Below are 12,070 nucleotides of genomic sequence, written 5' to 3'. Positions count from 1 at the left end.
TCAAGTGTCAACTGAACGAGCGATCCGCGAGCAGCCGAACCGGGCAGACGCCGCATTCGAGACGCGCGATTTCTATCTCGCCTGCTTCCTGCGTTGCATCGGCTACGCGCTTGTGAACCTGCGCAACGAGGGCCGGCGCAAGGTGTTCGTATTTCGGGATCGCGCCACACGGCGCGCCGACGTGATGGCCTTCTATGGCGACGCGACCAGCGTTCGGCCGCTGGCCTTCGCCTCCACCATCAAGGACATGAAGGGATTGCTGCACAATGGCTGAACCCGAAACCAACTCGCAGTTCCAGGGCGCCAGGAGCGGCCAGGTCCGCGAAGCCCTCGACTGGCTCGAAGGGCTTGTCGTCGATGGCTTGAAGCACGGCTTCTTCGACTATTCGATCGCCTGCGAGGTCGCCAACGGCGGCAAGCGCCAGCTCGTGATCCGGGCGGGCAAGAGCCACAAGTTCACGATCCCCGAGAACGAGGTGCCGCGCTGAAGCGGCGCAAATCGTAGAACGACCGACGATCCCTGAGACGGGGACGCCAGAAGATGCAAATCCCTTTGGGCACAACGTCATCGGTGGGAATCCGAGACCGGAGGCCAGGAGCACGGAGCGGCGGAACCGCACGTGAGGTCGTCGATGAAACGTCTCGATGCTGCAAACGACAATGACGCGGGCAAGCAGATCGCCCGAACCCGGCAGATCTGGCAACCGCGCACTGGGCGCGACCTCACGGACGAGGACGCCCGCCAGATCATGCACAATGTCACCGGCTTCTTCGGCGTGCTCGCCGAATGGTCGCGCGCCGAAAGGCTTGCCGCCGCCAATGACGCCGCTGCGCCCGCCAAGCCGAACGATGGCGAGGTGCGCCATGACCGCTGAAACCATCGCCAAGGCGCTCGGCGGGCACCGCGCGGGCGCAACATGGATGGCCCGCTGCCCGGTGCATGAGGATCGGAACCCGAGCCTTTCGATCAATGCCGGCAACGACGGCAAGGTGCTGGTGCGCTGCCATGCCGGCTGCGACCAGCGTGATCTGATCGCCGCCCTTCAGGAGCGCGGCCTGTGGCAAACGAAAGGGCGGGTTTCCGGCATCACTCGCGATCCTCGGCGCCGGCCCGCTGACGAGCCTGACGCCGACGCCCTTAAGCGCAGCGCGGCGGCGCTGGCAATCTGGCAGGCATCGCACGCGGCCGAGGGAACGCCCGTCGCAACTTACCTGCATTCGCGTGGGCTCGACCTTCCGGCTTCGTCCGCTCTGCGTTTCCATGCCGGCCTGAAACATCCCTCGGGGGGCGTCTGGCCCGCGATGGTGGCGCTCGTGACACATGGCGCCACCGGATCGCCAATCGCCGTTCACCGCACCTTTCTCGCACGCGACGGCGGCGGCAAGGCGCCGGTCGATCCGCCGAAAATGATGCTCGGGCCTTGTCGCGGTGGCGTTGTGCGCCTCTGCGAACCCGACGATGTTCTGATGGTCGGCGAAGGGATCGAGACCTGCCTTGCCGCAATCCAAGCCAGCGGCAAACCGGCATGGGCCGCGCTTTCAACCTCGGGCCTTCGGTCGCTTGATCTGCCGCGCGACGTTCGCGACGTGATCGTGCTCGCCGATGGCGATGAACCCGGCGAAGCGGCGGCGCAGCATTGCGCGCGGCGCTGGAAGCGCGAAGGGCGGCGCGTTCGGATCGCCCGCCCGCCGCAAGGCATGGATTTCAACGATCTGCTCAAGGCCCACAATCCCTCTCTTACGGAGGGCGCGCGATGAACTCCGACGCCATTCTTGAATCCCACCAGTTGATCGCCGACGCCATCGCCGACGCCGAAGAAATTCCCGATCCGCTGGCGGGATTGGCCGAGAAGACGGTGAACGATCCCGGTGCGCCCTTCATGCCCGAGGCGCTGGAGGCGCTGGCCGCGCTCAAGTCGGACAACCGCGCCGCCTTCGAGGCGCTGCGGGCGCAACTGAAGAAAGCCGGGTGCCGGGTGACGGCGCTCGATGACGCCATCGCCGAAGAAAGCGGCGTTACGGGCGGGCGCGGGCCGACGCAGGCCGATATCCTGATCGGCCTCGCCCAAACCTCCGAACTGTTCCACACAGCGGACGGCGCCGGCTTCGCCGACCTCGACATCAACGGCCATCGCGAAACCTGGCCGATCCGCGCCAAAGGTTTCCGCCGCTGGCTCGCGCGGCGCTTCTTCGAGGATACGGGCGGCGCGCCGAGTTCGGAAGCCTTGCAATCGGCGCTGAACGTGATCGAGGCCAAGGCGCATTTTGATGCGCCCGAGCGGCAAGTTCATATCCGCGTCGGCGGGCTCGACGGGCGGCTCTATCTCGACCTTGGCGATGAGGCATGGCGCGCCATCGAGATCGACGCCACCGGCTGGCGTATCGTTGACGATCCGCCTGTTCGTTTCCGGCGCGCGTCCGGCATGAAGCCAATGCCGAACCCGGTCGGTGGTGGCTCGATCGAAACCTTGCGCTCGTTTCTTAACGTGCATACCGACGCCGATTTCGTGCTGGTGGTCGCCTGGGCACTCGCCTGCTTGCGCAATAGCGGTCCCTATCCGGTGATCGTGCTGTCCGGCGAGCAGGGATCGGCGAAATCGACCTTCTCGGCGATCCTGCGGGCGCTGCTCGATCCGAACACCGCACCGCTTCGGGCCTTGCCGCGCGAGGACCGCGATCTGTTCATTGCCGCGAGCAATGGCCATGTGCTGGCCTTTGACAATGTGTCGGGCCTGCCCGCCTGGATATCGGACACGCTTTGCCGCCTCGCGACGGGCGGCGGCTTCGCGGTGCGCCAGCTATATTCCGATCAGGATGAAGTGCTGTTCGACGCGGCGCGCCCGGTGATCCTGAACGGGATCGAGGATATCGTCACAAGGCCCGACCTTGCCGATCGCGCCGTGTTCCTCACGCTGGAACCGATCCCCGAGGAACGTCGCCGCCCCGAGCAGGAATTATGGGCCGCTTTCGAGGCCGAACGCCCGCGTCTGCTTGGCGTGCTGCTCGATGCGGTAGCGAAGGGCCTGGCCGAGTTGCCGCGCACAAAACTCGACAAGCTGCCGCGCATGGCGGATTTCGCCTTGTGGGCGACGGCTTGCGAAACGGCGCTTTGGCCCTCGGGCACATTCTGGTCGGCCTATTGCGGCAACCGCGACGAGGCGGTGGATGGTGTCATCGACGCCGATCCGATCGCCGCCGCCGTGCGGGCCTTGATGCAGGCGCGGACGGAGTGGACGGGAACCGCCTCGGACCTTCTGGGTGCCCTTGCCGAGATGGCGGGCGAGCGCGTCGCCAAGTCCAAGACATGGCCCGATAGCCCTCGGGCGCTGGCGGGCCGGTTGCGCCGGGCGGCGACGTTCCTGCGCAAGGTCGGCATCGACATCGGTTTCGAGCGCGAAGGCCGGGCGCGAACGCGGATGATACGCATCATGACTGCCACGCCGGAATCCCGAGGCGCGCAACCGTCCGCACCGTCCGCACCGTCCGTCGATCCGGTGAAAGCCAATGTTGGCAACGGCTTCGAAACCCGACACCTGCGGACGGTCGGCAATCCAGCGGACGGTTCAAGGGGCGAGAACGACGCAACCGTCCGCGCCAACCTGTTGAAATCCAAAGCCGAGGCCGATGCGGACGGTGCGGACGCAAGCCGACCGAGCCAATCCGCGCCGGAAAATGCAGGTTGGAGGACGAGGCTATGAGCGCCGTCCAAGCCCTCAAGGCGGCGCGCGATGCGGGCGTTCGGATCGGCGTCGATGGCGATGCCCTGACGCTGGACGCCGACGCCGCGCCGCCTGCGGCCGTGCTGGACCTGCTTTCGCGTCACAAGCAGGGCGTGATCGCCCTGCTGCGCACCGGCAGCGACGGCTGGTCGGGCGAGGACTGGCGGGCTTTGTTTGACGAACGGGCGGCAATCGCCGAGTTCGATGGCGGGCTGCCACGCGCGTCCGCCCAGGTCCGTGCCTTCGCCTGCTGCGTCGCCGAATGGCTCAACCGCAATCCGATGCGCTCGCCGCCCGGCCGCTGCCTCGGGTGCGGTGGAAGCGACCACGCCCACGACGGGCTGCTGCCCTTCGGGACCGAACCGACCGGCCATGCCTGGCTGCATTCGCGTTGCTGGGACGCATGGCACGCGGGCCGGAAGGCCGAAGGCGTTGCCGCCCTTTCAAGCTTTGGAATCTCTGTGAGGACATCGCAATGAGCACGAGGAAGCCCGCCGCCGACGCGCCGAAAACTGTGGTCGCCGACGATCCCGACGATTGCAAGGGCCGGCTGAAAAACATCGGCGGATCGCAATCGGACCACTGGAACAACACGCTCGCCAATCAGGCGGTGCAAGCCTTGTGGATGAAGAACTCAAGCCAGGATGAACGCGACAAGCAGTTGAGCGCCACGGTCGCCGCGCTGATCGGCATCGCGCCAAAGGACGAGTTGGAAGGCATGATGGCGGCGCAACTGGTCGCCGCGCACAACGCCGCGATGGAATGCTACCGCCGCGCCATGATCGGCGAACAGACCTTCGAGGGCCGGCGCGAGAACCTCGCGCAAGCCAACAAGCTGTCGCGCACCTATGCGGCGCTGCTCGAAGCCCTCAACCGCCATCGCGGCAAAGGCCAGCAGAAGGTCACGGTCGAACACGTCCACGTCCATGCGGGCGGCCAGGCGGTGGTCGGCATGGTTGCTACCCCGCCCGGTCAACCGGGGGGTGGGGACGCCAGCAAAATCGAGGAACAACCCCATGCAAAGCAGATTGCCAATGCACCTGAGCCCGCGTTGCCTTGCCCGAACCCGCAACGGGACGCCGTGCCAGTCGCCCGCGATGGCGAACGGGCGCTGCCGGATGCACGGCGGCAAGGCACCGGGCGCGGCCAAGGGCAATAGAAACGCCCTCAAGCATGGCCGTTATACCGCCGAGGCCATCGCCGAGCGGCGGGACCTGATGGCGCTTGTGCGCGACATGAAGGGCCTGGTCGAACAGGTGGACGGCGAGGAATGAACCGGGACGGCTTTTCTTTCAGGCGCGCCCGGTTAGGTTCTTCCCGGCGCTTGGCGTATGCGGGCGGCGGCAGCGCGGGCTTTCGCCAGCGGCAGACCTGCGAACCCGGTTCGCACCTTGGGTTCTCAGGTTCGCACTTGGGTGCAAACGGTTCGCATCCGTGCCAATACTCAATTTTGACTTGAACGATTGAAGGATTCGCCCGCGACGATGGATAAACGGAGCCTCACCGAACGCGATATCTGCACGAAGTTCATCCTGCCGGCCGTCAAGCGGGCCGGCTGGGACGAGATGGTGCAGATTCGGGAGGAATATGCGTTTACGAACGGGCGGATCATCGTGCGCGGCAAAATGACCTATCGCGGCAAGCGAAAGCGGGCCGACTTCGTTCTCTACTACAAGCCGAATATCCCGATCGCGCTGATCGAGGCGAAGGACAACACCCATTCGGTCGGCGACGGGATGCAACAGGGCCTCGACTATGCCGCGACGCTGGATATCCCGTTTGTGTTCTCCTCGAACGGCGACGGCTTCGTGTTCCACGACCGTACCGGCCGGAGCGCCACCATCGAAACCAACCTCGGGCTCGACGCATTCCCGTCGCCGGCCGATCTGTGGGCGCGCTATCGGGCCTGGAAGGGCCTCGACGCGCAAGCCGAGCAGATCGTGCTTCAGGACTATTTCGATGACGGCAGTGGCAAGGCCCCGCGCTATTATCAGGTGAACGCCGTCAACGCCGCGATCGAGGCCATCGCCAAGGGCCAAGACCGGGTGCTGCTGGTCATGGCGACCGGCACCGGCAAGACCTACACGGCGTTTCAGATCATCTGGCGTTTGTGGAAGGCGGGCCGCAAGAAGCGCATCCTGTTCCTCGCCGACCGCAATGTGCTGATCGACCAGACGATGGTGAACGACTTCCGCCCGTTCGGCGCGGCGATGGCGAAGCTCTCGACCAACGCCAAAACCATCGAGCGGCAGGACGGCACAACGATCGATCTGACGCTGGCGCTCGACAACAAGCGCCGCATCGACACCGCCTTCGAAATCTATCTCGGGCTCTATCAGGCAATCACCGGGCCGGAGGATCGGCAGAAGCTCTATCGCGAGTTCTCGCCCGGCTTCTTCGACCTGATCGTGATCGACGAATGCCATCGCGGCAGCGCTGCGGCGGATTCGGCCTGGCGCGAAATCCTCGATCATTTCTCGGGTGCAACGCAGATCGGCCTCACCGCCACGCCGAAGGAAACCGAATACGTCTCCAACAGCGATTATTTCGGCGAACCGGTCTTCACCTATTCCTTGCGGCAAGGCATTAGCGACGGCTTCCTTGCGCCTTACAAGGTCATCAAGGTTCACATCGACCGCGACGTGGAGGGCTATCGCCCGGAACTCGGCCAGCTCGACCGCGACGGCAACGAGGTCGAGGACCGCATCTACAACGCCAAGGATTTCGACCGCCACATCGTGCTCGACGACCGCACGGTGCTGACCGCGAAGAAGATCACCGAGTTCCTGAAGGAGAGCGGCGACCGCTTCCAGAAGACCATCGTGTTCTGCGTCGATGAGGAGCACGCGGCGCGGATGCGGCAGGCGCTCATCAACGAAAACGCTGATCTGGTGGCGGAAAACCAGCGCTATGTCATGCGCATCACCGGCAGCGACAAGGAAGGCCAGGAGCAACTCCCGAACTTCCTCGACCCGGAAAATGATTATCCTGTCATCGTAACAACCTCTCGACTGCTCTCGACCGGCGTCGATGCACAGACCTGCCGGCTGATCGTGCTCGACCGCGCGGTGGGTTCGATGACCGAGTTCAAGCAGATCGTCGGACGCGGCACCCGCGTGCACGAGGACACCAAGAAGTTCTTCTTCACGGTGATCGACTTTCGCGGCGCGACCAGCCATTTCGCCGACCCGGATTTCGACGGCGATCCGGTGCAGATTTACGAGCCCGGCGACGACGATCCGATCACGCCGCCCGATGACGCGCCGCCCACCGGCGACGACGCGATCCCGCCCACACCCGGCGCGGATGAAACCGTGGTCGATCAGCCGGGCTTGCCGTTGCCGCCCGGCGATCCGATCCGCAAGATTTATGTCGATGGCGTCGGCGCGCGTATCCTCGCCGAGCGCGTCGAATATCTCGACGAGAACGGCAAGCTCGTCACCGAATCCCTGCGCGACTTCACCAAGACGGCGCTGAAAAAGCGCTTCGCCAGCCTCGACGATTTCCTCAAGCGCTGGAAATCGGCGGAGCGCAAGCAGGCGATCATCGAGGAACTGGAAGCCGAGGGCTTGCCGCTCGACGCCATCGCCGATGAACTGGGAAAGGGTCTCGATCCCTTCGATCTGATCTGCCACGTTGCCTTCGACAAGAAGCCGCTCACCCGCCGCGAGCGGGCCGAAAACGTGAAGAAGCGCGACGTGTTCACGAAGTATGGCCCGCAGGCCCGCGCCGTGCTCGACGCGCTTCTGGAAAAGTATCGCGATGAGGGAATGCTGAACCTCGACGATACGAACGTTCTACTGATCCCGCCCCTCAATACCCTCGGCACTCGGCGCGAGCTTCTTCAAGCGTTCGGTGGGAGGGTGGCTTTCGAGCAGGCCGTTCACGAGATGCAAGACGCAATTTATCAGGAAGCCGCATAGCCCATGATTGTCCGCACCACCGTCAAATCCATTCAGGACATCATGCGCCAGGACGTGGGCGTCGATGGCGATGCGCAGCGCATCAGCCAGCTCACCTGGCTGTTCTTCCTCAAGATTATCGACGATCAGGATCAGGACCTGGAGGAAACTTATTCCGATTATCGCTCGCCGCTCCCGAAGAAGTTCCAGTGGCGCAACTGGGCGGCGGACCCGGAGGGCATCACCGGGCAGGCCCTGCTCGATTTCATTAACGATGAACTGTTTCCGGCGCTGAAGGGCTTGCAGGTTTCAGCGAAGCCCGGCGACCGCCGCCGCGTGGTGCGCGACGTGTTCGAAGACGCCTACAACTACATGAAGTCCGGCCAGTTGCTGCGGCAGGTGGTGAACAAGATCAATCAGGTCGATTTCAACAATCTCGACGAGCGGCGGCACTTCGGCGAGTTTTACGAGCAGTTGCTCAACGACCTGCAATCGGCCGGCAATGCCGGCGAATACTACACGCCGCGCGCCGTCACCGCCTTCATGGTCGATCGCATCGACCCGCATCCGGGCGAAATCCTGTTCGATCCCGCCTGCGGCACGGGCGGCTTTCTCACCTGTGCCATCCGCCACATGGAAGCCAAGGGCTATGTCCGCACGCCGAAGCAGCGCGAGAAAATGCAAGGCGCCCTGCGCGCCGTGGAGAAGAAGCAGCTGCCGCACATGCTCTGCGTCACCAACATGCTGCTGCACGGCATCGAGGACCCGAGCTTCGTGCGCCACGACAACACGCTAAGGCGCGCGCTGATTAGTTGGACGAAGGATGAGCGAGTTGACATCATCGTCACCAATCCGCCGTTCGGCGGAAAGGAAGAAGACGGCATCGAGAATAATTTCCCGACTTTCCGCACCAAGGAAACCGCCGACCTGTTCCTCGCCCTGATCGTGCGCCTCTTGAAACAGGACGGCCGCGCCGCCGTGGTGCTGCCCGACGGCACGCTGTTCGGCGAGGGCGTCAAGACGCGGCTCAAGGAACATCTGATGGAGGCGTGCAACCTCCACACCATCGTCCGCCTGCCCAATTCGGTGTTCAAGCCCTATGCCTCGATCGGCACCAACCTGTTGTTCTTCGAGAAGGGCCAAGCCACCAAGGACATCTGGTTCTACGAGCACCGGGTGCCGGAAGGCCAGAAAGCCTATTCGATGACCAGGCCGATCCGGCTGGAGCATTTTCAAGAGTGCATCGACTGGTGGTGCGGCAAGGACCGGAAAGGCCGGCAGGTGTCGCCGCAGGCGTGGCGCGTCACGGCCGAGGAGGTGAAGGCGCGCGGCTACAATCTCGACATCAAGAATCCGCACAGCGTTGCCGACGATCACGGCGACCCGGAGATTCTGCTGGCGGACTTGGGCCGCGCCGAAGCCGAGACGGCGGGCTTGCGGGACCAGTTGAAGGCGATCCTCGCCGAGGCGCTGGCAAGATGAACGCGGATTGCCTGCTGGCGCATTACGAGAAGATCGCCGACGCGCCGGACGCGATCGCGCGGCTGCGCCGCTTCATTCTCGATCTGGCGGTGCGCGGCAAGCTGGTGCCGCAAGACCCGAACGACGAACCGGCGTCGGAATTGCTGAGGCGGATCGCGAAGGAGAAGGCGCGGCTGGTGAAAGCAGGCGAGATCAAGCGCGAGAAACCCACTGAGCGCGCCAGCGCCGACGATCTTGACTTCGATGCGCCTGCCGGATGGTCAGTAACTTGCCTGTCGGAAATCACGATTTGCCTTGACTACCGCCGAGTCCCTATCAACGGCACCGAACGGGACGCTCGGAATGTGGGCAAGTCGCAGAAAGAGCTTTTCCCTTACTATGGAGCCACACAGCAACAGGGCTGGATCGACGACTACCTCTTTGACGGCGAGTTCATCTTGCTCGGCGAGGACGGAGTGCCGTTCCACGATCAGCTCCGGACAAAAGCGTATCTCATTACTGGCAAGTCGTGGGTAAACAATCACGCCCATGTCTTTCAAGGCATTCTCGCGTCGCCCCGATTCTTGGTTCACTACCTCAATGTGTTTGACTACGCTGGGCGCGTCGTTGGCGCGACGCGCGCCAAGCTGAATCAGGCGCAAGCGGTTACGATACCTGTTCCCCTCCCGCCGCTCGCCGAACAACACCGCATCGTCGCCAAGGTCGATGAGTTGATGGGCCTGTGCGACCGGCTGGAGGCGGCGCGGGCAAACCGCGAGGGGGTGCGCGACCGACTGGTGGCGGCGAGCCTCGTCCGCCTCAACGCGCCCGATCCCGAGACCTTCCATGCCGACGCCCGCTTTGCCCTCGACGCGCTGCCGGCGCTCACCACGCGCCCCGACCAGATCAAAGCCCTGCGCCAGACCATCCTCAACCTCGCCGTGCGCGGCAAGCTGTTGACGCAGGATGAAAACGACGAACCGGCCTCGGAACTGCTGAAGCGGATCGCGAAGGAGAAGGCGCGGCTGGTGAAGGCGGGGGAGATTCGAAAAGAAAAGGCGCGGCCGCCTATATCGGATGACGACAAATCTTTTGACCCTCCGAACAGTTGGTCTTGGGTTCGCCTGGGAGACTTGAGTCAACTGGTGACGAGTGGTTCACGCGATTGGGCGCAACACTACGCGACCGAAGGTGCGATTTTTGTTCGCATGGGAAACCTGTCGAAGGATCACTATCGCCTTCGGCTCGATCATATTCAGCGCGTCAAAGCGCCAAGCGATGGCGAAGGCACCCGAACGCGATTGCAGCCAGGTGACATTCTGATTTCTATTACCGGCGATGTTGGAATGTTGGGGCTCATACCGGAGGGATTTGGCGAAGCCTACATCAATCAGCATACCGCGATGGTTCGGCCGATAACGGAAATAAAGGGCCGCTATCTCGCCGAACTGTTCCGTTCGCCATTCGCACAAGGGCAATTCAATCAGCCACAGCGCGGCATCAAAAATAGCTTTCGCTTAACTGATGTGACCCAGTTTGTGGTTCCCCTCCCACCACTCGCCGAACAGCACCGCATCGTCGCCAAGGTCGATGCGCTGATGGCGCTGTGCGACCGGCTGGAGGCGAGCCTCACCGCCACCGCCGCCACCCGCCGCCGCCTGCTCGACGCGCTGCTCGCCGAGGCGCTGGCGTCGGTGGAAGCGCGCGAACTGGAGGCGGCGGAGTGACAGACGCGCTTTTCCGTTCGCTCGATTCCGCCGCCATCGCCCGCGACATCCGCAAGGCCCAACATTCGGTGTGCTACGCGGCGCCCGGCATCCAGCAGGAACCCGCGAAAGCCATGGCGGAACTGGCGCGGCGGATAGGGCCGGAACTCATCACGGTTTGCCTGGATTTCGACGAGCGCGTGATGCGCATGGGTTTCGGCGACCTTGCCGCCGTCAAGACGCTGCTGGACGCGGGGATCGCCGTCAGTTCAACGCCCGGTTTGCGCACGGGCCTCGTCATCGTGGATCACGATGGATTCATCTTCACGCCGACCGCTCTCTACCTCGAAGCCGACGAGCGCCCTACCGAAGCGCCGAATGCACTGCGCCTGTCTCGCGATCAAGTCACGGAGGCGCTGGCTCGCCTGTCACCGGCTGCAAAGGCGATCGCAATGGTATTGGCGAAAACGCCCGCCGAGCGTGAACGCATTCGGGAACAAGCCGTCGAAGTACCTTCAACCGTTGTGATGGATGTTCAGTTCGCCGCAATCCAGACGAAGCTCGCCGAAGCGCCACCGGTTCAGTTTGACGTAGCGCGTCAGGTCCGCGTTTTCGAACCATACTTTCAGTATGTCGAACTTCGATTGACCGGCGCTGCGATCCACCGCCATCGCATAGCGATTCCCAAAGTCATCCAGAATTTCGGAGCCGATGAAAGCGTTCAATCGCGCCTCAAGACCACGTTCGACCTGATCGAGCGGGAAAGCGCTCTTTCCTCGAAGCCGATCGAGGACGAACTCAACACGATCAGGAAGAATTTAACGCATTCTCTGGGCAAGGATCACGGCCGCGTCCTTTCCAAAGCGCAAAAGCCGCTGTTCGAAAAGCGCCTGAGCGAGCTTCGGGCGAAACTGGAAAAATTCCAAACCGAGGTTCGCAGCAAACTTCAGGAGAAGCTCGATTCCTCGCGCGACGAGATCGTCAAGTATTATGTGACGCGCGTCGTCGAGAATCCTCCAGACGCTTTCGCGGGCCAACTGCTTACGGAGAAGCCGACCGAAGACGACGCGCGCCGATGGCTCGGCCTCCAGCTTGATCGCGTTTTCCCGAAAGCAGAGCAACTGATCCAGAAAATGGATCTTGAACAGACCTACAAGGACGTGACGTTCGAAACATTGAACAAGCCGGATTTCCTTTCGTGCATCAAGGTTGCCTTCCCGGGTGTCAATTGGGATCGCGCCTATGAGGAATATCGGGCAGCCGGCGAGAAGAAGGCGTAGCG

The 12,070-nt window shown here is 63.4% G+C and carries 11 protein-coding genes and 1 pseudogene; all 12 read left to right on the top strand.

Annotation, left to right across the window (positions count from 1 at the left end; all coding sequences use genetic code 11):
• Positions 1 to 4: 4 nt before the first annotated feature.
• Complete coding sequence (locus tag B2M20_RS10330; protein WP_079446942.1) at positions 5 to 274, top strand: DUF5659 domain-containing protein; 270 nt, start codon at positions 5 to 7, stop codon at positions 272 to 274.
• A complete protein-coding gene (locus B2M20_RS10325; RefSeq protein WP_079446941.1) occupies positions 267 to 488 on the top strand; it encodes a hypothetical protein in 222 nt (73 codons plus the stop codon). The genes B2M20_RS10330 and B2M20_RS10325 overlap by 8 nt, the downstream gene beginning before the upstream one ends.
• 144 nt (positions 489 to 632) lie before the next feature.
• Positions 633 to 875, top strand: a complete 243-nt coding sequence (locus B2M20_RS10320) for a hypothetical protein (RefSeq protein WP_079446940.1) — start codon at positions 633 to 635, stop codon at positions 873 to 875.
• The gene (locus B2M20_RS10315; protein WP_079446939.1) at positions 865 to 1,758 is read left to right on the top strand and encodes a DUF7146 domain-containing protein; all 894 of its coding nucleotides are present in this window, start codon (positions 865 to 867) and stop codon (positions 1,756 to 1,758) included. Before B2M20_RS10320 ends, B2M20_RS10315 begins: the two co-directional genes overlap by 11 nt.
• Positions 1,755 to 3,698 carry a hypothetical protein gene (locus B2M20_RS10310; protein ID WP_079446938.1) on the top strand — a complete coding sequence of 648 codons (1,944 nt, stop codon included), beginning with the start codon at positions 1,755 to 1,757 and terminating at the stop codon, positions 3,696 to 3,698. Before B2M20_RS10315 ends, B2M20_RS10310 begins: the two co-directional genes overlap by 4 nt.
• Positions 3,695 to 4,198: a hypothetical protein gene (locus tag B2M20_RS10305; protein WP_079446937.1), complete on the top strand. Its 504-nt coding sequence runs from the start codon at positions 3,695 to 3,697 to the stop codon at positions 4,196 to 4,198. Before B2M20_RS10310 ends, B2M20_RS10305 begins: the two co-directional genes overlap by 4 nt.
• The gene (locus tag B2M20_RS10300; RefSeq protein ID WP_079446936.1) at positions 4,195 to 4,878 is read left to right on the top strand and encodes a hypothetical protein; all 684 of its coding nucleotides are present in this window, start codon (positions 4,195 to 4,197) and stop codon (positions 4,876 to 4,878) included. The genes B2M20_RS10305 and B2M20_RS10300 overlap by 4 nt, the downstream gene beginning before the upstream one ends.
• Positions 4,814 to 4,993: pseudogene (locus B2M20_RS10295) on the top strand (HGGxSTG domain-containing protein); the annotation flags it as partial. The gene B2M20_RS10300 and the pseudogene B2M20_RS10295, both read left to right, overlap by 65 nt.
• Positions 4,994 to 5,203: 210 nt before the next feature.
• Entirely contained in the window at positions 5,204 to 7,642 is a 2,439-nt protein-coding gene (gene hsdR, locus B2M20_RS10290; RefSeq protein WP_079446935.1) for an EcoAI/FtnUII family type I restriction enzme subunit R, read from the top strand.
• A 3-nt stretch (positions 7,643 to 7,645) separates the two neighbouring features.
• Positions 7,646 to 9,103, top strand: coding sequence for a type I restriction-modification system subunit M (locus tag B2M20_RS10285; protein ID WP_079446934.1), 1,458 nt, complete (start codon positions 7,646 to 7,648; stop codon positions 9,101 to 9,103).
• Entirely contained in the window at positions 9,100 to 10,809 is a 1,710-nt protein-coding gene (locus B2M20_RS10280; protein WP_079446933.1) for a restriction endonuclease subunit S, read from the top strand. The genes B2M20_RS10285 and B2M20_RS10280 overlap by 4 nt, the downstream gene beginning before the upstream one ends.
• Entirely contained in the window at positions 10,806 to 12,068 is a 1,263-nt protein-coding gene (locus B2M20_RS10275; RefSeq protein WP_079446932.1) for a Mic19 family protein, read from the top strand. Before B2M20_RS10280 ends, B2M20_RS10275 begins: the two co-directional genes overlap by 4 nt.
• The last annotated feature ends 2 nt before the right edge of the window (positions 12,069 to 12,070 follow it).

Origin of the sequence: Nitrobacter vulgaris (assembly GCF_002028545.1) — a bacterium.
Taxonomy (GTDB): Bacteria; Pseudomonadota; Alphaproteobacteria; order Rhizobiales; family Xanthobacteraceae; genus Nitrobacter; species Nitrobacter vulgaris.
Note: the sequence above shows the minus strand (reverse complement) of the source record. Positions and strands in the feature narration are given on the sequence as shown.